Source organism: Peribacillus sp. NPDC056705 (assembly GCF_043656335.1).
On the sequence record NZ_JBHTYI010000046.1, the window covers coordinates 1 to 25560 of the forward strand.

Sequence of the window (25560 nt, forward strand, 5' to 3'; positions counted from 1 at the left end):
TTATGAAGCGGAATCAGTTAATTTGGACTATATTGATGATATTTTCAACGAAAAGGAATGGAATTATCTTAATTTGCAAAATGGTAAAAGAACCATCGAAGCAAAGAAAAGTTTGTACTTTGGAAAAAAAGCAATTATGGAGTTTTTAGATATAGGTTTGGATGAAATAAAGAATGTATCACTGTTGAAAGGAGTCTTTGGACAGCCGATTATTGTTAATAACCTGTTCTTATTAATGAACATGAACATGGGTATATCCATCACTCATACGGATAAAACATTCGGAATACTGATTTTTGATCAAATGCATCCAATGGGAATCGATATTGAAACAAAAACGAAAACTGATTCTGAATTTTTAGAGACCTATTTAACTAAATCCGAGAAAAAGATGATTAAGGATAGTGAAGGACTTTTAAGTAATGAAATTTTCTTTAGTGCAAAAGAAAGTCTATCAAAAATACTAAAAACGGGATTGACCTCTCCACTTGAAATCTATGAGATTTCCAAGGCTGAAATGGATCATGGTAATATCTCGCTTTTCTATAAAAATTTTCCTCAGTACAAATCAGCGGTCGTACTCGTGAATGATGAAATAAGAAGCGTTACCATTCCAATAAACTCTACGAAAATAATCAAGGGGGAATACCAATGGAATTAAAAATGGAAGCAAATGCTGAATTTAAAAACAATAATAAATTAGTACAATATCTTTTTAAAAAAGAGGATAGAGTTCATAAGTTAATAATTTCGTTATTACTACTCAGTTTAATCGCAGGTATCGAAACGACGCTTTTGTTATATTCTGCGGATCAAAAAGGGTTGAATGTATTAAATGGCATGTCCATTTCAGAGATTGGGGCCATGAGTTTTGCCATTAATACAATTGTAATGGGGGCACTAGGATTATTTGTCACTTTCATCATTCAAATATTAATTGTGTGCCTATTATTTTTAGTTTTAAAAGAAAGACCCGTAAATATTAAAGGGATTTGCCAAGCTGTCATAAATGCTGGGATATGCATCGTCATTGGATCTGGTGTTAATGCAATAATCGCATTATTGGTCAAGAGCAAGGAAACGACATTTACTAGCTTATCCTTACTCGTGCATGATAAAAATTCCATCCTTCACACCTTCATGGCCGAGTTTGAATTGTTTTACATTATCAGTTTAATCCTATTCAGTTTTAGTTTGGAAAAGTTGGCGCTCGCCAAGAGAAGGAATGCAATAATCATAACGATTGTAATAGCTTTAATTTCTTTAGTTTTTCATATGTTGACAGTTGCATCAGGCACATATTTAAAATAATGGGGGAAAATGATGAAGATGAATTCTTTAGCGAATCTATTTGAAGAAAGTGTTAGGGAATATGGAGACAATATTGCAGTAAGAAATAAGGATAAGCAATTTACTTATAAAGAAACGAATATTTTGGCAAATAAAATGGCGATGTACATAAAGGACAAAGGGATAAATAAAGGTGATAATGTCGGCATCTATATTGAAAAGTCGGAGCATGTTTTATTTTTAATCATAGCACTCCTTAAATTGGGGGCTACCTATGTACCTATCGATCCTAAAAGTCCTGATGAAAGAGTAAAGCATATAATAAAGAACTCAGAATTGAAGTTATTGATTGGGGATAAAGTCCGGATTAGCGGCATTGATTGCAATTATGTAACCCTCGGTGAAGTGATAGAGAATTCAAATGATTTAACCGGTGAGAATTTCCATATCTTAATTGATCCAAAGGATCCTGCCTATATCATTTTCACATCGGGCTCTACCGGTAAGCCTAAAGGAGTTTGCGTTTCACATGAAAATGTCATGAACTTGTTTTTAGGCTGCGATGGTTTGTTCGAGTTTAATAATAAAGATATATGGACATTTTTCCATTCCTACGCATTTGACTTCTCCGTCTGGGAGATGTGGGGGGCTTGGATATATGGCGGAGAAGTTGTAGTGGTTTCATTTGAGGAAAGCAGAAATCCAATATCCTTTGTTGATTTATTGATAAGTACACAAACAACCGTTTTCAATTGTACACCAAGCGCTTTCTTCGAGGTGTTTGGTGAGCTCATAAAACGACAAAATGAATTAAGTTTAAAATACATCATTTTTGGAGGGGAAGCATTAAACTTCAAGAAATTGACACAGTGGTTTTCTCCCGAAAATGACAGGCTGCCAAAGTTAATAAATATGTACGGAATAACTGAAACCACCGTGCATGTTACATACAAACAAATCACTAAGAGTGATGTGGAAAAAGGAATTACGAATATCGGAAAAGTCTTGCCTCATCTTGGGTTCAAGGTGATGAATCAAAATGGAGAAGAAGTAACTGGAGATGAAGAGGGCGAGTTATACGTTTCAGGAAAGGGTGTTTCGCTAGGCTACTATAAAAATACCATGATGAATATGATGAAATTTACGGATATTGATAATGTTCGCTACTATAAGTCAGGGGATGTAGTGAAAGTTTTGGTTGATGGTGATCTGCAATATATCGCCAGGAATGATGAGCAAGTGCAGTTAAGAGGTTTCAGGATAGAATTAGGGGAAATAGAGAGCTCGTATAATGACTTGAAAAACATCAAGAATGCAGTCGTTACGATGGATAAAGCGTTTAATGATGATATGCACTTATTTTTATACTATGTTGCTGATGAAGAATTAGCTGCTGATTATTTGAGGGAAAGTGTAAAAAGTTCATTGCCCGCGTATATGATACCAAGCTTTTTTATCAAGGTGGACAACATCCCCCTAACGGTAAATGGCAAACTGGATAAATCCTTATTACCCAAATTCGTCATAAAAGACTGTGAAGCTCCATCGAATATCAAGAGTCCAGTGGATGAAACAATTAGTGAAAAAGTAAGAGAATTGGTTGGTAGCATCATAGGCAATGGGGTTATAAAAAATAATCAGTCCCTACTTGAATGCGGAATGAACTCATTATCGATAATGAGATTAATTGTCAATATTAAAAATCAATTTCAAATTGAAATGGCTCCTTCAGTTTTATTGGAGAACGATACGATTATGAAATTATCCCGAGTCATAGAAACTCGTCAAAAAGAAGAGGTAAAGCAAGATTATACACCGATCTATATTAATGCCAGAAATACATACCCTTTAACATATGAACAAGAAAATTTGTGGTTCATTCACCAAACCAATGAAGACAAGTCGTTATATAACATCGTTTTTTCGTATGAAATATCAGGTGAAATGAATGAAGGAAATCTGGAACTATCTTTAGATAAGATAAGCAATAAACATCAAATTTTAAAAAGTGTCATTAGAGAAGAAGCTGGAATGGGCACCTTGGTTTTCGATGAGTCGATTCATCATGACATTACCTATTTCGATGTTTCGGATATTCCTCTAGACATGCAGGAAGAAAAAATAAATCACTTGGTGAAGGAAGAAACGGAACGGCAATTTGATTTAGGAAATGGTCCCCTCTTGTCGATTGCGCTAGTGAAGACAAATGAATGTGAATATCAATTATTATGTAACATCCACCATATTATTTTTGATGGTTGGTCGATTCCATTAATGATCAATGATTGGTTTTCCATTTATGAGGAAATCAAGAATGGTGAACGAAATGATAGAAATAACCAATCAATCCAATATGGAGATTATGCTTTATGGCAAAAAAACTCGCCAAATTATGTAAGTGGTAAGGATAATGAGTTCTGGAGTAATGAAATAACTGCATTACGGCAAAAGTCTTTATTACAATATGATCATCAAAAAAACGGAGAAGGTAAAAGCACTTCCGATATTATCAGCTTTTTGTTACCTAAAGAAATTCAAAACAACCTGGAAAGTCTTCATAAAAAAACGAAATCGACTTTGTTCATGAGTTTACTTACCGCCTATCAAACCTTTTTATCAGTGTACTTTGATGAAGAGGAAGTTGTCGTCGGAAGTCCTTTGGCAAAGAGAAACCATGTGGACACTGAACAATTGATAGGATATTTCGTCAACGCATTGCCCTTTAAATTAAATGTATCCCAGGAAGATTCATTTGAAGAAATTTTGCGGAAAAATATAAAAAATATTGCAGGTGTTTTTGACCATCAAAATTTACCTACTAAGGAAATTTTGAAATATTTATCAGCAGAAAGAACCATGGAAACTACGCCATTATTCGATACAGTATTTGTCCTGCAAAATAACCAAAAAGAAAAGCTGTCATATAAAAATTTCACGTTAAAGCCGAAAAAAATCAATACCTTTAAAGCTAAATTTGATTTAGTTGTTCAGGCAGAAGAAATGGATGGGGATGAATTATTCATTTCGTTTGAATTCAACAAATCATTATTTAATAAAGCGACGATTCAAAGAATGGCTAGTAATTTTCAGTATTGGCTGCAAGAGATTACAACCGAGGGAAGCAAGAAGATAAAGGACATCACCTATTTAGAGCCTGCCCAGTTACGATCGATAATCGAAATGGGTACAGGCAATGTAAATCAAGAAGTGGAAGATCATCGTTTTGAAGATGTAATTGCTAGGTTTGAGAATAAAGTAAGCACAAATTTCAATGATGTTGCCATTGTTCATGGTGATGACCAGGTGACATATAGCGAGTTAAATGCCAGGGCAAATCAGGTGGCACACCGATTATTCCGGAACCATGTAAATGTAGAAGATAGAATCGGGATTTTCATGGATCGATCGATCAATATGGTTACGGCCATTTTAGCCATTATGAAAGTTGGGGCGGCATATGTGCCTTTGGACCCGTCACAACCAGAGTCACGGCTGAAACATATGATTGAGGATTCTCAAATCACATATTGTTTAAGTAATGAAGAAGGACTTTCAAAGTATCCCGGTGATGAAGGGAAACTAATATGTATCGAAGACATACTGAAAGAACGGGAAATTGAATGCGAGGAATTCGTTTCAAGAAAGATATCGGAAAGTGATCTGGCCTATATCATCTATACTTCAGGAACAACAGGTAAACCTAAAGGGGTCATGATTGAACATGGAGGGTTGGCAAACCTCTGTAATTGGCATATCAATTATTATTCTGTCGATGGAAAAGATGCAGCAGTACTAGTATCGAATACATCTTTTGATGCGTCCGTTTGGGAGATATTCCCCTACCTGACAAATGGGAATAAACTCCTGATATTGGATTACTATGATTTATTGGATGTAGAAATCCTTTCGGAGAAGTTAGAAAAGGAGAAAGTCACACTCGCGTTTTTTTCAACGGGACTACTCGAGCAATTATTTATCAACGATATGAAATTTCCAGAATCAATCAGAGCCATTTTGACAGGGGGAGATCGTTTAAAAACGATACCCAATCATTTGAACTTTGATTTATATAATAATTACGGGCCGACTGAGGGCACCGTCGTTTCTACAGCATATAAGGTACTTCCAAGTGATGATACAGTGATTCCGATCGGAAAGCCGATCTTAAATGCAGAAGCATATGTGTTCAACACCAAGATGAAGCCAACTCCTAAGGGTCAAATAGGGGAGCTGTATATCGGCGGGAGAGGCATTGCAAGAGGATATATAAATAATCCGGAGAAAAACATTGAAAGCTTCATCCCAAATCCGTTCAATCCTTCAAGGAAGCTATATAAAACAGGAGATTTAGTTAAGTATACCGAGGATGGAAATTTACTATTTGCAGGCAGAGCGGATGACCAAGTGAAAATCAGGGGATATCGTATCGAACTTGGCGAGATCAGTGCCGTTCTAAATAAATGTACAGGTATAAAGGATTGCTATATAGCGATAAAAGATGAATCTAAGGCAAAGAAATTCATCATTGCTTATTATATCTCCGACAATGACCTGGAAGAAAATTATATCCGGGATTATATGAAGAATCATCTTCCCCAATATATGATTCCTTCTTATTTCATTAAAATGGAGTCATTTCCGCTAACCGTTAACGGCAAAGTCGACATGAAGAGCCTGCCGGATACTAAAACGAACACGGAAGGAACCGACAATAAAAGTGCCATTAATGAAACGGAGCAAAAATTGTTAAAGATATGGAAAGAGGTGCTGAATAATCAGGAAATAACCATCTTTGATAACTTTTTCGAATGTGGAGGAGACTCCATCCTAAGCATTCAAATTTGTTCACTTGCCAAGAAAGAAAATCTTTTCATTACTTCAAAAAACATCTTTGAAAAACAAAGCATCGAAGAGCTGGCAAAGGTTGTGGAATTGACGGGCGATTTAACGATAAATCAGTCCGATGTTTTTGGAAAGGCGCCATTTACACCTATTCAAAGTTGGTTTTTCACTCAACAAATAAATGATTATAATCATTGGAATCAATCTGTAACGTTAAAGGGCTACCCGAAAATGAATGAGAAACGGATGCAAAAGATCATGGCTCATATCGTTAGACATCATGATGTGCTGAGATCAAGGTTCAAAAAAGATGAAGCATTTTCGAAAGTGGAAAAGCATATCGACCCGACTGAAAATTGGACTATGAATTACGTAAATCTATCGAATATGAATAAAGATGGACAGGAACGGGAAATAGCTAGACTCGGGAACGATGCACAGCAGGGCATGAACATTTCAAACGGACCACTGATGAAAATTGAATGCATCAATACTGGCCAAAATGAGCATGTAATCATTTGGATCATTCATCATTTACTTGTTGATGGGGTTTCCTGGAGAATCTTGATCGAAGATTTTGACCGGCTATATATTCAGGATATCAACGATCAAGAACTAAAACTGGATAATAAAACGACATCATATAAGGAATGGTCGAATAATCTAAACCAATACAAAAATAGCATTCCATTAGGCATTAAAGAGTACTGGCAGAATGAACATGATGCAGTAAACGAAAGTGCCCTAGTCAAAGCAGGGAATGTTTACGATGGAAAATCATTTGAATTGAAGCTGAATAAAGAGATTACAAACAAAATCTATAATGAAATGACAAAAGCGTATAAAGCATCCATTGATGAAATATATTTATCCATTTTCGCATCGCTAATCGGGAAGTATTTTAATAAAAAGGATATTCATTTCACTTTGGAAGGACATGGTCGCGAAGAATTATTTGCAGGTGTCGATTTGTCCAGGACAGTAGGATGGTTTACGACCATGTGCCCGGTTTATATAGAAAATAAAGAAACCATTTCGAACACGATTCAAGGTACAAAGAAAAAGTTAAGGACACTGCCTAATAAAGGGATCGAGTATGGGATCCTGACCGAATTATGTGGCGAGACACAAATGAAACAAAATAAGCCGATTATCAGTTTTAATAATTTAGGCAGATTTCATCAAAGTAATGAATTGGCTGCAAAAGAGGTCATCTTTTTTAGTGAACAAGATATTCAACATAATGCCTATACCGAGCATGAAGTCGATATTGAATTGCTTGTAGTGAACGAAGAGCAAACTATAAAAATAAATTATAACAGACATTTCGTAAGAGAAGATTTTGAGAGATATATTCAACGCAATTTGCCGGAATTGCTACGGACATTGGAAGAAGAAACAAAATTGGTAAAACAGATGTACCGTCCGGAGGACTTTCCATTGTTGGATATGCCTGAAGAAGAACTTAACCAACTACTGCGCAAAGAAACAGGAATTGTTGATATTTATGAATTGACTGCTTTGCAAAAAGGGATGTTGTACCATAGCTTGTTTGATAGTGAGAGCAGCCAGTATAAAGTGCAACTCATATTTGCTATTAAAGGTTTCCTGGACGTCGAAAAATTAAAGAATGCCATTGCGACAACGGCAGGGAAACATGACATTTTAAAAACGAAATTATATTCGAGTAAAAAAGGGTTATTCCACCAACTGCTAATGAATTCAATGGATACCGAGATTGAATATGAAGAATTGATGGAACAACAAGAGAAGCTGGAAAAGTTGTTAGCGGATCAATATAAGATGATAGATGTCGAGAACAATAGGTTGAATCGTTTCATGATCGTTAAGCTTACGGACAATGAATACCAATTAATATGGACATTCCATCATATTATTATGGATGGCTGGAGTTATTCGATGGTTATTAATGACATCTTTAATTCTTATCATTCAATAACACCATCATCATCCGGTAGTGCTTCATTTAAAGAGTATGTTGAATATATGAAAGATTATACGAGTAATGAGGAGCTGCGGAAATATTGGGCAGGAAAATTGGAGGGTGTCCGAAATTCCGGATCCGGTATAACGGGAGTATTGGAAGGCGAGGGATACATTGAAGATGGTTACTTGAAAGTACTGGATGAGGAATTGATTAATACCATTCAACGATTCTGTCAGGAATACAAGATTACCATGAATACTTTCTTTCTAACAATATGGCTAGCCACTTTAAAAGAAGTAAAAGGTACGGAAAATGTATGCTGCGGCGTAGTTACATCCGGCAGGAATATCCCAGTCCGGAATATTGAGGCCATGGTGGGTCCATTTATCAATACTGTGCCATTTATAAAGTATATCAGCCAAGAAAAGACTTACATTGAGCTGCTCGATGAAGTTCAAAAAGAGTTTTTGGAACTAAGTGCCTATGAGAATACACCATTATCAGAGATTTATGAGTGGGCTAATTTGGAGAGTCATTTGTTTGAATCATTATATGCTTTTGAAAACTATCCCATGGTACTAGCTAATAATGATGAAATCAATGTGAGTTTGAAAGAAGGACGGGAAACGACCCATTATCCAATCGTCATTATCGTCACCCCTGGTTCAAGTGTTCAAATTAAGTTTAATGAGGCAGCGGTCACTCCAAAGTTAAGGTCATCAGTCCTTTCTATATTTAATCGAATCTTAAGCGAAATGTTAGAAAAAATGAAAGTTAAGTGAGGGGAATATATATGGGAACAACTATTGCTGTGAAGGAACGGTTAATTGAGGAAAAACTTATAGGATTTTGGAAAGAGGTTTTAGAACAAGAAAAGATAGGTACAGATTCCAACTTCTTTGACTTAGGCGGGAATTCCCTTTTAGCCATGCAATTCATTCAAATGGTGAAGAATAACATGGGAGTGAAATTGCCAATCAAAGTGATGTTCGAACAATCAACCATCCAGGAACTATCCGTACTCATTAAACAATTGGATGATATTAACAAGTTAGGTTGAATGGAAAAGAATTGAGGTGTTTTTCTATGAACAGGATAATCAGTGAAACGGAAGATAGGCTATTAAACTTGATTTCAATTGTTATCAAAACTTTTGAAATCTCACTAATGGAGGATATGAATGAATCACTAAGCACAAATGAAAAAAAAGATGAGTTCTTGTCTTCGATAAAACGGGAGTTTGGTATTCAATTAACACCGGAAATCATTTCAAGTCAATGGAATATAGAAAAACTGGCAAGTTTTCTGGACATGCTTATCAGCATGAGGGAAGTCGAGGTAAATAAGCCTTATAAACGTGGGAAAAGTGAAGGGATGCTATCTCATAATCAAGATCGAATGTATCTGTTTGACAGCCTGAATGAAAGGAAAATGCTCTACAATATGCCATTTAGATTCACTTTAAATGGCATAGTGGATATCGATGACCTGCAACAGGCATTGGATTTCATGATTGAACGCCATGAAACATTGCGAACCAATTTCAAGGGTGAAGAACATCAAATCCTTCAATTCTTATCAAAAAAAAGCAGAAACACAATTGCCTATGAGGACTGTCGGGAAGTAGATCCCGAAGTCAGTAATATAATGGTCACCTCCCATCTTACTGAAGAAATGGAAAGATGTTTCGACCTGGAAAATGATCATTTATTTAATATGAAACTATTTCGAATTGACGAAGAAAAGCATTATTTAGTATGCAATTTCCACCATATCATTTTTGATGGAGTATCGTTTGTCACCTTTTTCGAAGAGTTAATGGAGATTTATGAAAGAATTCAAACGGGCAAGGTTGGGGATATTCCTCCTCTGGACATGCAATATTTAGATTATGCTGTCTGGCATAAGGAGTGGGTCAAGGAAAGTACGCCAAGCCAAAGGAGGTTTTGGGAAAGTTATTTAGATCAAGAGGAAGAAGCATTGGAACTTCCATTTGACTTTCAACGTCCAAAATCACCTTCATACTCAGGTGGAAGGCTGGAAATGGCGATAACGGACGAACTCCGTGTATTGATAGACAGGGTTTTAAAGGAGAATGGCACGACTTTATATGCTTTTATGATGACCGCCTATCAAGTGTTTTTAAGTCAATATACCGGAAAGAATCAAATCATTGTCGGGAGTACCGTGGCAAACCGCGGCCAGGTAGAATTTGCCCGGACAGTTGGATGCTTTGTCAATACGCTGCCATTGAAGCTGACCGTGGATGCAACAGAATCATTTCATGAAATATTGAACCGAAATCGTAAAGTGATTTTGGATGTATTGGAACATCAGGCCTTTCCATTTGAAAAAATCGTTGAAATCATTAATCCAGACAGGGATCTAAGCCATTCCCCATTGTTCCAAACAGCATTGGCAATGGAAGACAGCTTTGATGGGAACTTTGGCAATTCATTCTTCACTCTTGAACAAGACAAATTCGAAATTCCTTATTCAAATTATGACCTGACCATAAAAGTAAAAGGTTCCCATAACCTGATCCTAGAGTTTGAGTATTCCGATGAACTTTTTAGACGGGAAACAATTGAAAGACTCATGTTGAGTTTTGAAAAATGGTTATTCCAAATTTGCAGAAATGCAGACAAACCTATACGTCATTTGGAGCATTTAGATGACAATCAAATGAATCAATTGTTATTTGAGTGGCAAGGTGAGGTTTCGGATGCACATCAAAATGAGACGATCACCTCCATATTCGAAAGAATCGTTAAGAAGCATTCAAACAAATTAGCCGTTGCTGATAATGGTAAGTCCATTACCTATTGGGAATTAGATCAACGATCAAATGTGATTGCCAAATTGCTTAGAAATAATATCGAAAATGGTTCCAATAAGGTAGGCCTGCATGTAAACAGATCGATTGATATGGTGATAGGCATGTTGGGAATCATTAAAGCCGGATGTGCATATGTTCCGCTTGATCCCATGCTGCCAGCTGAAAGATTGGAATATATCATCAATGATTCGAAAATGGATATATGCATAACGAATCAAATTGAGGTTCCTGCCTTAAAAAAAATAGCTAAGGTGATCAATCTAGAATCCGTCCATTACGTGGATACCGAGTGCTGTAACGAATCGATTGCGCCATCCGATCTGGCTTACATAATCTATACTTCGGGAACGACAGGAAAACCTAAAGGTGTCATGTTATCCCATAGAGGAGTAGTGAATTTAATAATAAGTCAAAACAAGTACTTACAACTTGATGAGACCTCCAGGGTATTACAATTTGCCACTTTTAATTTTGACGCTTCCATCTATGAGATTTTTGGAAGCTTATTAAATGGTGCAGAGTTGCATATCGGGAATAATAAGGAGGAGATGTTTGATTTATTCGCTTTGGAAAATCAAATCAAAAGTGAAAAGTTAACTCACCTAGTATTGCCGCCTGCCGTTTTGCAAGAACTCAATATTGAGGGATCTGATGTGAAGTTCGTTGGTTCGGCCGGATCTGAATGTCCAATAGCTTTGCTGGATCGCTATCGAAATATAAACTTTTATAATGCCTACGGTCCAACGGAATATTCAGTATGGACCACGATTGAAATGTTTAAAGCGTTCGAAAACAATGAGACTGCTAATAATAAAGTATCGATAGGCAAACCTATCCTGAATACTGATGTCTATTTACTAAGTCCGGAGCAAAGGCTTGTCCCGATAGGTGCCGCAGGGGAAATATATATTGGCGGTGAAGGGTTAGCTGTTGGCTATGTGAATAATGATGATTTAACGAAAGAAAAGTTCATTGATCATCCTTTTAAATCTGGAAAGCGTTTATATCGCAGCGGCGACCTTGCAAAATTCACGAGCGATGGTGAGTTGATTTTTCTGGGGCGTAAAGATAATCAAGTGAAAATAAGAGGTTTCCGGGTGGAAGTTGATGAGATTTCGGTCAATCTCAATGCGTATCCTCAAGTAAGTGACTCATTCATTAAGGTTCAGGATCAGCCAAACTTAAATAAACAAATAATCGCTTATTTCACATCCAAACAACAAGTTGATTATGACCACCTAAAAGCATTTTTAAAAGAGAGAATACCAAGTTACATGATTCCTTCTTTCTTTATGCAAGTGGACAAATTTCCGTTAAATGCAAATGGGAAAATTGATTCAGCGCTTCTACCAGTACCCGTAACTAGAAGCAATACATTGGAAGAACCTGGGACGATCAATGAGAAAGTGCTTCTTCAGATTTTTAAGACAGTACTAGGGCTGGATGACATAAGTATCCGGGATAACTTTTTTGAACTTGGCGGCGATTCCATTCAGAGCATTCAAATATGTTCTCTAGCAAGGCAGGAAAATATAATCATCAGTCCAAAAACCATTTTTGAAAATCAAACGGTAGCAGAGCTGGCAGCGATCGCGAAAACCGAAAATAAGGTCATGATTCAACCAATAGCCACTAGGGGGAATGTGGAACTGACCCCCATCCAAGAATGGTTCTTTGCAGAACATACGACTTCCATCAATCATTGGAACCAGTCCATTGTTTTTAGTAAAGATTCCTGTGCTCAAATGGAGGACATTGAAAAAATTCTATCTCAAATCGTGGACCATCATGATGGATTGTTAACCCTATTTAAAAAACATGAAAATAAATATATCGGGAATATAGACTCAGAACATAAAACATGGGAGTTAGTCTATAAGGATATACATCATTTAGATGAGGAAACGCGAATAAGAATGAGAGATGAATGGGAAAGTAAGGCTCAGCGTTCATTGGACATAAGTAATGGACCGATCATGAAAATGCTTGTTTTAAAAGAACAATCAAACAAGTATCGCTTCTTTTGGGTAATCCATCATTTATTGATTGATGCTGTTTCCTGGAGAATTTTACTTGAAGATTTCAATGCTCTCCATAATCAAGCATTGAACAACCAAACAGGGAAGCTTGCTTATAAAACTTCATCATTCAAAGACTGGTCAAACTTCTTGAAAAAATATAATGAATCGTTGATGGACCCTGATACACTCCGTTATTGGGAACAAAAAACAAAAAGTGAATTAACGGATTTTAAGATAGCGGAAGACTTTATAGCTAAAGAAGAAAGAACAATGGAGAAATCTTTCAGTGAAGAAGAAACTGAATTATTGATCCAGGAATTATCAAGGCAATCAAAAGCGACTGTGGAAGAAGTATTGTTGTCATTAATTGCAAAGAGTTTGAAAAAATCTTTTGAGGTGAAGAACTTCTGGATGGAAGTAGAAGGGCATGGCAGGGAAATGGCGGATGAAACAATGGATGTTACTCGGACTGTTGGCTGGTTTACTGCGATGTATCCGATATTGCTGCATTCAGGAGAGACGTTTGATGACACTTTAAAAAACACGAAGAATGCTATAAGGGAAATTCCAAATAAAGGTTTTGATTATGGCGTTATCAAATATTTACGACCTGGGGTCATTAAGGAGCCGGATATCCACGTTACTTTTAATTATTTAGGAAAATTGGACTCCCAATTTGACTCATCCAATAGCAGGGACTTTGGTGAGTTTGAAAAAAAACCAAAAATCCATTTCCTGGCATTGATCCAGGACGGAAAACTATTCATAAAAATAATCTCAAAATTAGCTGAAGAAAAGATGAACTTAATAATAGAAGCTATTGGTAATGTCGTCATGGAAATCATGGGAACTGAATTTGACCAAGCTTCTTTAATAGAAAGTGATTTTCCAGATGCGATGCTTACTGAGGAAGATTTGTTTCATATATTGAATTCCAATAAATAAGGGGATTAAAGAGTTTAATAGAATGATTGCAGTCGGCAGATATGGATGACACAAGTAAATGGAATCGGGAGGCGCAAAATTGGAGAAATCTATTCAGAATATCTACTCATTAACTCCGCTTCAAGAAGGAATCCTTTATGAACTGGAAATGAACAATACAGCAGAGAACCTTTACATTTCTCAAATGCGAATCAGGATAACGGGCGCTCTTGAAGTACATGCATTATTCCAGGCATGGAGCCAGGTTGTAGAACGTCATGAAGCATTAAGAATGAAGGTCATCTCTAAAAATATCGAAAACAATGTTCAGGTTGTATTCAATGCAATGGATTATCAACCAGTAATAATCGATATGACAGAGTTGAGTAAACATGATCAATCAAATGAAATTCAAAGAGTGATATCCAAATCCCAGGAGATGGATGTGAATAACTCCAATTTGATGAAACTCCAGTTAGTGAAAATTGAAGAAAATCAGTATATCTTGATTTGGACTCATCACCATATAATTTTGGATGGTTGGAGTACCAGCATAGTCATCGATGAACTCTTCGTTATTTACAGCCGGATTGTAGGAAAAGAATCCAAACGGCTTATTGAAAAACCAAAGCAATATGGAGATTTTATCCGGTACATGAATAAAATCGATGCGGAAGATCTAAACTGTTTTTGGAAAGAACTGGCAAAGGATATTGAGCAGCCGACAATCACATTCCCAGCTCTGAAGCATGTGAAGGAAAACCAGCAGGAAAATGATCTATTTTGGGAGCTGGATAAAAAACAGAGTGAGCTTTTAAGGGAATTCGCCGCCAAAAACCATGTAACGATGAATGTATTATTACAGTTAATTTGGTCGATCGTCCTAAAGGAAATGTCCAATCAAAATCGAATAGTCTTTGGAATTGTAAGCTCTGGCAGGTCGAATAACTTATTCAAATCCGAAGAAATTGTTGGGCTGCTCATTAATACGATCCCGATGATAGCTGAAATGAACGATACAGATAGCATTACTGATTTACTGAAACGCTTCCAGGAAACATTAAACAATATGCTGGATTACTCTCAAATTTCTTTAGTGGATATCAAAAGGCATACGAAATTAAAAAAGGAAGATCCCATTTTCGAAACTTTATTTGTTTATGAAAATTATCCGGAAGCGAAAAACGATGGATTTGAAATTAACTGGGAAATTGAAGGCGGGAAAGAGACGCATAGCTTTCCATTATCATTACAAGCCCAAGATAATAAAGATACGATTAAATGCAAATTATATTTTAATCGCTGCTTCCTAGAACGTTCACTAGTAAATGATATCCAATCAGCCTTCATGCAGATTGCCCATCAAATTACAAAAGTACAGCAAATTGACGAAATATATGTCGATGTTGATTTTTCAAAACTAAAAAGTAAGGTGAGTAAGAACCATCAAGCAACAAGTAACAATAAGATTGAATCCACATCCGTTAATCAAGAACTTAAAGAAATATGGCAAGAGTTTTTCTTGGACAGTGAGATTAATGAGGATTCTGATTTCTTTCAATTGGGCGGGCATTCGATAACAGCCATGAAATTGGTGTCCAAAATAAATAAAAGACTTGATGCGAATATGAAATTAGCCGATTTGTTTGAAAATCCTACATTGAAAATGCTAAGTCATAAGATCTTTCCGGAAGTGAATACGCCTCCGAAAGATGAAACGGAAGTAGTTTCATCTTTCGTGGAAAAGACATTTTTGGAAGTCTTATCAACAAGTCAAATCGATAAAAATGCAGATTTTTTTGAAGTGGGCGGACACTCGATTTTAGCCATGAAGTTATTGACGAAATTAAACAAAGAATACAATCAAATTCTAACCTTGAAAAATATTTTTCAAAATTCAACAATCGATTCGTTGACGGCCTTCATCATTAATGAAATGTCAGATCATGACATAGATCACAGTGAAGCACAACAAAAAGATCATGTTTTATCCAGTAATCAAGAGGCTTTGTGGTTCAACGAAAAACTTAATGGTAAGACAACCAATTATAATATCCCTCAGAAATATAAAATTACTGGTGCAGTGGATATTTCAATTCTGGAAAAAACAGTCAACCATGTCGTTAATAGACATGAGATTTTAAGGACCACCGTCCGTGAAAATGCCGGGAAAGGCTATCAGGAAATCAAGGAAGATTTGTACATTAAAATAGATGAAATCGACCTAACTGCATTAAAGCCCGAACAGCAATCGACTCGCATGCTGCAAATCGAAGAAGATGTCCAGTCGGAAATCTTTGAAATTGAAAAAGGTCCTCTCATGACAGTGAAACTGGTTAAATTGAGCGAAAAAGAGTCTGTTTTATTTGTGAATCTCCACCATTTCATTTTTGACGGATGGTCAGTGAGTATATTTTTAGACGAATGGTTATCTTTTTATGACAGTGAAGTGAATGAAAAGGAACTTATCCTTGAAAACGACTTTAAACAATATAAGGATTTTGCCTTTGAGCAGAAAAGCTGGTTAGAACATAACATTAAGAAAGAATCGCTATTTTGGAAAACAAACTTAACTGGGGAATTACCTAAATTGGAGCTTCCTTTAGATACGATACGTACAAAAGAAAACCGCACCGATGGCAGTAGTTTCATGGTGGAACTAACAAGTGCAGAGCTCTATGGTTTAAAGCGGATGTCCCTTGAACAAAACTCTACATTATTCATGACGCTGCTAACGATGTATCAGTCTTTTCTAGCAAAATATACAGGTCAAAACGATATCATCGTTGGCAGTCCTTTGGCGAATAGAATGATAGAAGGAACAGAAAAATCGATAGGTTATTTTGTCAATACACTGCCCTTTAGATTAAAGCTGGGACTTGAGGAAACATTCGAAGAGATTCTTGAAAGAAATACAAACCATATCATCGACATCTATGATCATCAGCAAATGACATTGGAGAAAATTGTTGAAGTTATTAACCCTGAAAGAAATTTAGCGAACACTTCATTATTTCAAACCGTCTTCATTTTACAAAATAATGCCAAAGCTTCATTTGAAAGTGAATACATAAAGATAACGCCTGAAGTAATGAAATCAAAGGCAGCAAAATTCGATTTGAGTTTAGCTGCAGAGGAATATGAGGATAAGCTTTTGTTCGCTTTTGAGTATAATTCAGGGATCTTCAATGAACAAACGATTCAAACACTAGCTGAAAATTTCTTAGATTGGATTAGGAAAATTACCTATCAGCCTGAACGATCGATTGACAAGGTATCTGTCGTGAGTAAGCGGCAGGAAAAAGTATTATTGGAAGAATGGCAGGGAGAAACCATTCGCTTTGAGGGGATCAATGACACAATCCCGGAAGCCTTCCATAAAATTGTTGAGAGGTTTCCTGATAAGATAGCCATTGTTGATGGTCCGAGAACCATTACATATCGCGAATTGAATGATAAGAGCAATCGACTCTCACACTATTTACTAAGCAAAGGGATTTCTAAAGAAGAAAGAATCGGAATTTATATGAATCGATCAATTGATATGGTGACAGGGATGTTGGCAGTAATTAAAGCTGGTGCTGCGTATGTCCCATTGGATCCTCATTATCCTGATGAACGATTAAGCTACATGGTGGAAGATTCGTCCATTTCCTATTGCTTGAGTCACAAAGAACTCGGAAAGAATGGTTTGATTGACCCATCCAAAATAATATATTTTGAAGATATTGAAAAAGAATCGGATTTGTTAATGGAAACGAATCTTCACATTGCGAATCAGAGTGACTTAGCTTATGTCATTTATACCTCGGGAACGACAGGCAGGCCAAAAGGAGTCATGTTGGAACATAGTGGAATCATTAACTTGGTTTATAACCAAAATGAAATGATGTGTTTAGACACATCAGCTAAAGTGCTGCAATTCGCCACGTTTAATTTTGATTCATCCGTCATAGAGATTTTCAGCACACTATTATTCGGTGCCGAGCTGCATATAAGTGTAGATAAAGAAAATCAATTTGACATGAGTAAACTTGTTGAACAAATTAAGCGTGAAGGAATTTCTCATATCATTTTACCCCCTGCTGTGTTGAAAGAACTGCCAATCATTGAATTGAGCACGATTAAAGTATTGGGATCTGCAGGTTCAGAATGTCCAGTTGAGCTCGTTTCAAAGTTTAAACATATAGCGTTTTTCAATGGCTACGGGCCTACGGAATATTCGGTATGTACAAGTTTTAAAATGTTTCCCCCGAATGAGGATGTTACAGATGAATTCGTCGTATCGATCGGGAAGCCTTTGACCAACACGGTTGTACTTGTGTTGGATGAAAATCGGAAACTAGTGCCGGCTGGGTCAGTTGGTGAACTTTACGTGGGAGGAATTGGGTTAGCAAGGGGATATTTGAATAATGAGAGCCTGACAAATGAAAGATTCGTAACCAATCCATTCAACCCTGCCGAAAAAGTATACAGAACTGGGGATTTAGTTAAGCATAACAAAGCTGGGGAATTAGTTTATGTAGGCAGGGCGGACGATCAAGTGAAAATAAGGGGTTACCGTGTTGAACTATCGGAGATTAATGTTTCATTACGAAAAATAGCAGAAATCAAGGATAGTTATGTAACGGTAATGGAAGATGGATTTGAGCATAAAAGGCTAATTGCTTATTATACGGTGAATGATGAGGTCTCGATAGATTCAATCAGAAGAAGATTGAAAGAAACACTGCCTGCTTTCATGATTCCTGCTCATTTTATGCAACTGGATAAATTTCCTTTGACGCCGAATGGAAAAGTCGATCGGAAATCCCTGCCGAAATTGACCGAACAGTTTGATGAGAGGCAGGAAAAAGTGCTGGATGTGCAAGAATTGTCCAAAACTGAAACAGAACTTCTGACAATCTGGAGAAATGTTTTAAACGATCCGACTATAGGACCGGAAGATAACTTTTTCGAATGTGGCGGTGATTCAATCATCAGTATTCAAATATGCTCTGCCGCAAAAGAAAAGGATTTATTTATAACTCCTAAAGATTTATTTGAATGCCAAACGGTCCGTGAGCTAGGGAATGTTGTAAATGAGCTGGAGCAAAAACAAGTGGTTCAAGAAACAGTATCAGGTTATGTCCCGTTGACGCCAATTCAATCATGGTTTTTTAATGAAAACCATGAGAATGTCCATCATTGGAATCAGTCAGTCGTTTTGATGAAGGATAATACGTTGACGTCTGAACACTATAAAAAAATCATCATGAAATTAATTGATCAGCACGATGTTTTAAGGACATTATTTGAAAAACATGGTGATTCATATATCGGCAATATTTCAAATGCTGATACGGTATGCGGTTTTCATGAGTACAATGTTTCAAGTTTTAAAGATGAAAAAAGCTTGAAGGAAATCAATGAGCTAGAAGAAAACGCCCAACAAAGCTTGAATATACACAATGGCCCCTTGATGAAGTTCCTTTTATTCAGGGATCAAAGGGAGGTAAGGGTTTTTTGGGTGATTCATCACCTTGTGGTTGATGGTGTTTCGTGGAGGATACTTCTTGAACATTTCGAAAGATGCTATCAACAAATAAAGAATGAACAAGAACCATCACTGCCTCTAAAAACGACTTCTTATAAACAATGGTCCGAAAAACTAAATGAATACAAGAACACTGACCTACCGGAAGAGGCCGTTCAATATTGGGAAAAGGAAATGAATGTTCCAGTTTCTCCGCTGACGGAAGACTTAGGAGAAACGTGTGATTTTGAAAACATGTATAAAATAGAAGTGGATGAGGCCCAAACACAAAACCTCATCAAAAACACTTTAAGAAAACATAAAACGACGATTGATGAAGTTTTATTATCCGTTATCGCACATGCGCTTTCCAATCGAATGGGAATCGATGAATTTTGGCTCGATTTAGAAGGACATGGAAGAGAGGATATTGAGGATGATATTGATTTATCAAGGACGGTAGGGTGGTTCACCTCGATCTATCCAGTAAGGATTAAAGGAATGGCGACTTTGGGCTCAACCTTAAGAAATACAAAAAACATATTGAGAAATGTGCCAAACAAAGGGTTTGACTTTGGAATCCTAAAGTATAATTCCAATCGTAATCATAACTATCCAGATAGCCTTGTGAGTTACAACTATCTAGGCCAGTTTAATAACACGGGTGATATGGAACAAACCAATAGCAGCAATATCGATTCGAACTATAAATTCCCATATAAACTCAATTTTGTCGCCAGCATCGTAAACAATAGACTCATGCTGAATATTATTGGTGATAGCAATAATGAGAGCTTCCGAATGATATGTAAAGAAGTTGAAGTACACGTAAACAAAATTTTACATGGAAGTGCAGATTTGAATGACTCCATTGTAGAAACGGATTTTGAAGCTGAGAAAATAGTCGATGGAAGCACAATCACCCATTTCATAAATAAGTTTAATAATATTGAAGAGATTTACCCAGTGACATCACTTCAGGAAGGAATGTTATTCCATAGCGAAGTAACCCAAAGTCCTGAATATATTTCACAGCTATCCATTGATTTAGTAGGTGATCTGGACTTGGCTAAATTAGAAGAGGCCTGGAATGAAACCTGTAGAAAATACGATGTTCTAAGATCCGTTTTCAGGCGCAATCAATTGGGGGACCGTTATCAAATCATACTTAATGACATTTATTATGTGTTTAATCATGTGGATCTTACGATGTTTAGTGAAGACGAATCAGGATCCAAGATAGACAACCTTTTAGAGCATAGCAAAAACAGACAAATGGATTTAGAGAATGGTCCGCTCATGAACATCACTTTGGTCCAGCTATCGGATCATCGCTATAAATTCATATGGACACATCATCATGCTTTAATAGACGGCTGGAGCCTGCAAATTGTCATTAATCATTTTTTGGATAGTTACCGAAACACATCCAATACGACAAAAGACAGTGATGAACATAAGAATGCTTATAAACAAGTCATGAATCATGTCAGGAATATTAATAAACAGGAAGAAGCAGCTTTTTGGAATAAAGAATTGAGGGATTTCGAACAAGTAAAAGCACTAGTGAGTAATAAAGCGGATAAGGTAGCTTTTACATCGGATAAAGTTATTGAATATAGCGTACCTGAAGAGCTTACCGAAAGATTAATAGATTTATCCAAGCGACATAGAAAGACCATTAATACCGTTGTTCAAGGAGTTTGGAGCATCGTTCTATCCTACCTAAGTGAAAGCGACTCGGTATGCTATGGGGTGACAAGCTCAGGAAGGAACCTAAGCATTCCGCATATTGAATCAGCTGTAGGCTTATTGATCAATACTCTGCCATTCACTTTGAAAATCGATTGGGATGATGATTTGCAATCCTATCTAACTGCAATTCAAAACAAGCAATTACAAATGAGAGAGTATGAGTTCAGTTCACTTACGGATATAAAGAAATACGCTGAAATTCCATGGGATAGGGAATTATTCCAACATATATTTGTATTTGAAAATTATCCAAGCACAGAACTGGCAGAGGATTCGCAAATCATGATTGAAGATTCAGTTGGAAGTGAATCGACCAATTTTGATCTTACGTTCTCTGCAGCTGTAGTGCAATCCAAGCTGCATTATAAAATCATTTATAAAGAAAGTAAATTCGGTGAGATTGAAATTTTACGTTTTATGGATTCCATGCAGGAAATATTCTTGAAACTAACAGAAGATGAAACACTACTATCTATTGGTAAATTAATAAATCACTTGAAAGTTGGGGCCCGATGATAAGTAAATCGATGACGACGAATAAATTGATGTCAATAACTGAAGCTTTTATTAAAGTTGCGGAAGATAATCAGGCGAAAGCGGCACTTTGTGAAAATGGCAGGCAAATTACTTATAAAGAATTAGATATTCTTTCAGATAATCTTGCTAAAAGGATCATTGATTTGGGGATTCAAGAAGAAACAATGATCGGGATTCCAAGCAAAAGGTCCATTGAACTGATCATCGGTATGCTTGCCATAATAAAGTCAGGCTGTTGCTATGTTCCGATAGACGAAAATTACCCATTAAAAAGATTGGAATATATGCTTGCGGATACGGATATGAGGTTCTTTGTATCGTTCAATGGCCAAGAAGGGAAGCTCCGTGAATTGGATATTGAGCCAATTCCATTTGAGATTAATGAACTAAGCAAGGAAGGGCACATTCCCGTTAGCCGTTCTTCGGAGAATGGTCTCGCATATGTTATCTATACATCAGGAACGACTGGAAAGCCAAAAGGTGTAATGATAGAGCATAAGAGTGTAGTCAATTTAGTATTGAACTCTGAGATACTTGAAATATACGAAAATAATAGAGTGGCTCAATTTTCCAACCCATGCTTTGACGCCGCAACTTTTGAGATATGGGGAGCTTTATTGAATGGCGCAACTTTATTCTTGATGTCGAATGAGTTCACTTCTTTTGATGATTGGAAAGAAGCGATATCCGTTGGAAAGGTGGATGTAGCTTTTTTTACGACAGGTCTTTTTAATGCAATGGTTGATGAGGATCCATTAATTTTTGAAGGATTAAAGAAAATTGTGGTTGGCGGAGATAAAATTTCCGTTTCCCATGTGAAAAGATTGAAGCAAACAATCGGTCATTTTTCCTTGATTAATGGGTATGGACCAACTGAATGCACGACTTTTGCCATTTGCCATGAGGTCGAAGACAAAGATGTAGATGTTATTCCTATTGGAAAGCCATTGAGTAATGTAGAAATCAAGATTCTATCTGAAGAACAAGTAGAGGTAGCGGATGGGGAATCAGGCGAGATCTACATTGGCGGACCAGGGGTCATGAGAGGTTATTTAAATCAGCCGCAATTAACGGAACAAGCTTTGATCATGGATGATTTGAATCAGGCGAAGTGGTACAAAACAGGTGATCATGGCGTCCGGTTACACAATGGTGAAATTCTGTACAAAGGCCGAAAAGATAGTCAAGTGAAAATTCGCGGCTTTAGAATAGAACTGAATGAAATTCAGGAAAAGCTTGATAAATACATGAAGATTGAAAGTTCAGTAGTTGCTGTTAAAAACATCAATGGTGAGAATTATGTTATCGCTTATTACAAGCATAAAGATGAAAAAGCGGTTAACGCTGAAAAGGATATTAAAGACTATCTGAGCAATGAATTGCCGAATTATATGATTCCCCATTTTTTTGTCAGAGTGGATGATTTCCCGCTTAATGCCAACGGTAAAGTGGATAAAGACAAATTATTGGAAATGGATTTCATGCAAAATAAAATTTCCTTAGCCAATCAAGAAACTGGAAAGAAAAAAGAAGTATTGGAGATTTGGAGAAATGTATTGGGAAATCCAAGTTTAGGATTGGACGACAACTTCTTTGAAAATGGAGGCCATTCCATTTTAGCTACAAAACTGGTCTATGTAATGAAGGAAACCGTACTTCCTGAGGCCACTTTACAAGTATTATTGGAAAATAACACAGTCAATAAGTTTGTTGAGGCACTTAAAGTCGATTCAGCTGGCAGCATGGAAGCAGTGATGGAAAAGGACTCCATGCTCGCTCCAACGTTAATGGAGAAAATAAGGGAAATATCCACTAAACCAGTTGAGATTGAAAAAAATATGATGATTACAGGTGGGACAGGGTTTTTAGGGGCACATCTATTAAATAAATTGTTACTGGAATTGGAAGATGTCAAAATCTATTGTTTGGTTAGATTTCCTTCAAGAAATAGATTGAAAGATACCTTAATGAAATATGGTCTTTGGCAGGATGATTTCGTAAGTAGAATCGTTGTGATTGAAGGGGATCTTAGTAAGCATCAATTTGGTTTGGATGATATGACATATGAGAAATTAAGCAATGATGTTTCTCATGTCTATCATGTCGGTGCCGAAACGAATTTCTTCGAGCCATATAGCAAATCAAAGATTTCGAATGTGGATGGTGTAGTGGAGATGATTAAGTTTGCTTCATCATACACCCGGAAAAACATTTATTATGCCTCTACGCTTTCTGTCTTGACCGGCGAAAGGAAATGGGACGAGGAAGACGAATTGGTTTACTCCCCCGATTTAATGATCGGGTACAGCCAGTCCAAATGGGTTGCCGAGAAATTGCTCCTTCAAGCAAGGGGATATGGACTGACCATCGATATTTTCCGATTAGGCAGGATTTCATCTAATTCAAACGGGGTTTGGAACGAGAAAGATATGTTGTACAAGGTTTTTGAATCATTTATTGAACAAAGGATATTGCCATTTAAAGAGGAAATTCATTTTGAATTGATGCCAGTCGACTTTGTAAGTGAGTTCATTTACAAAATATCAAGATTGAATGCGGATCAAAAGCTCGGGATCTATCATATGTTCAATGATCAGAGGGTTTCAAGTGAATTCGTGACCTCCTTCTTCGAAAAAAATGAAATACCTTACTCCAACATGGATTTGGAAGAATGGTTACAATCATTAAAAGAAAAGACCCAATCTAACGAGATTCATTCATTAAGTGCTTTGTCCCAGTTAATTGATGAATCAACAAAATTAAAAGAGTCGGAAATCCTGCAATCCAAAACCAAGAAGGAAATGGAATTGCTATCAATGAAAATGCCGGAAATCGATTCAGGGTATGTTGAAAGCTTCATGAAGTTCATGCTGAAATAATCGATCATGGAGAAGGGGGATGGAAGGGCTGAAGAAGACAATTTTTTGTTTCCCCTATGCAGGGGGAAGTGCATCTTTTTATAGGGAATGGAAATTTGATGATGATGTGATAGAGGTAGTCCCGCTGGAATACCCAGGACATGGCAGTAAATATAGTGAACCATTGTGTGACCATATGGTGGATTTGACGGATATATTAATGAAAGAAATGGAAACGAAGCATCAAATGCATACACTGGGAAGCATATCTTTATTTGGACATAGCATGGGTGCGATCGTAGCCTATGAAATTGCGGCAAAATTAGAAGAGAGACATGCTAAAAAAGTAGAGCATATATTCATTTCAAGTAAATCGTCTCCAAATTATAAAGTAGATCAAATCGATTGCTCTAATGCAAAACGTTTAAAGCAATCGCTTGAAAAAATCGGGGGAACGAACAAGGAACTCCTGGAAACCGAAGATTTCATGAATATATTCCTTCCGATAATCCAGTCGGACTTGAATGTTTTAGCCAACTATCACCATGAAATGAAGCGCAATAAAAAGGTGGGAAATAAAGCCGTTTTGCTTTTGGGCTCGGATGATACCGTGACGAAGGAGAGTATCGAAAGCTGGAATGAATATATTGAACATATTGAAGGATTGCATATATTAAAGGGTGATCATTTCTATATAAAGCAAAACCAGTCCCACGTTTTAAAAATCATTCAAGAGTATTTACTCAATAGTCGATGTGAAGTTCTGATTTAAGGCTGCGGACTGTCTTGAATACAATCGAAATGTTCCGCCAATTAGTTTCGGAAGCCGAAATAATTTAATATAAGTTTGGCATAATCGGCCTGGATAACCATGAAACCCAATCTTCATTTAAAAAAAGGACTGATTTATTCAGTCCTTTGATACTGTAGATAAACTTGATCTGACCCAATAAAGTTAGACATATAGTTTAAGCAGCTTCTAAGACTTGAGTTCGGTATTCTATCGGACTCAGGTCGTTTAATTTTCTCTT

8 protein-coding genes are annotated in these 25560 nt (G+C 36.6%); all 8 read left to right on the top strand.

Translation table 11 applies throughout. The features are described 5' to 3' along the window. Positions 1–661, top strand: a 661-nt coding sequence (locus tag ACFRAK_RS25885; RefSeq protein ID WP_394572782.1) for a 4'-phosphopantetheinyl transferase family protein, incomplete at its 5' end; no start/stop codon positions are given. Next, positions 652–1311: a hypothetical protein gene (locus ACFRAK_RS25890; RefSeq protein ID WP_394572783.1), complete on the top strand. Its 660-nt coding sequence runs from the start codon at positions 652–654 to the stop codon at positions 1309–1311. The genes ACFRAK_RS25885 and ACFRAK_RS25890, both read left to right, overlap by 10 nt. A 12-nt stretch (positions 1312–1323) precedes the next feature. Next, a complete protein-coding gene (locus ACFRAK_RS25895) occupies positions 1324–8862 on the top strand; it encodes an amino acid adenylation domain-containing protein (RefSeq protein WP_394572784.1) in 7539 nt (2512 codons plus the stop codon). Positions 8863–8873: 11 nt separating this feature from the next. Further along, positions 8874–9140, top strand: a complete 267-nt coding sequence (locus ACFRAK_RS25900) for a phosphopantetheine-binding protein (protein ID WP_387602082.1) — start codon at positions 8874–8876, stop codon at positions 9138–9140. A 26-nt stretch (positions 9141–9166) separates the two neighbouring features. After that, positions 9167–13885 carry an amino acid adenylation domain-containing protein gene (locus tag ACFRAK_RS25905; RefSeq protein ID WP_387602085.1) on the top strand — a complete coding sequence of 1573 codons (4719 nt, stop codon included), beginning with the start codon at positions 9167–9169 and terminating at the stop codon, positions 13883–13885. 79 nt (positions 13886–13964) lie between these two features. Next, positions 13965–21650 (top strand): amino acid adenylation domain-containing protein, encoded by a 7686-nt coding sequence (locus ACFRAK_RS25910; RefSeq protein WP_394572785.1) that lies wholly within the window; start codon positions 13965–13967, stop codon positions 21648–21650. After that, the gene (locus ACFRAK_RS25915) at positions 21647–24550 is read left to right on the top strand and encodes an amino acid adenylation domain-containing protein (protein ID WP_387602091.1); all 2904 of its coding nucleotides are present in this window, start codon (positions 21647–21649) and stop codon (positions 24548–24550) included. The genes ACFRAK_RS25910 and ACFRAK_RS25915 overlap by 4 nt, the downstream gene beginning before the upstream one ends. Positions 24551–24569: 19 nt before the next feature. Continuing rightward, a complete protein-coding gene (locus ACFRAK_RS25920) occupies positions 24570–25301 on the top strand; it encodes a thioesterase II family protein (RefSeq protein ID WP_387602094.1) in 732 nt (243 codons plus the stop codon). Positions 25302–25560: the final 259 nt, after the last annotated feature.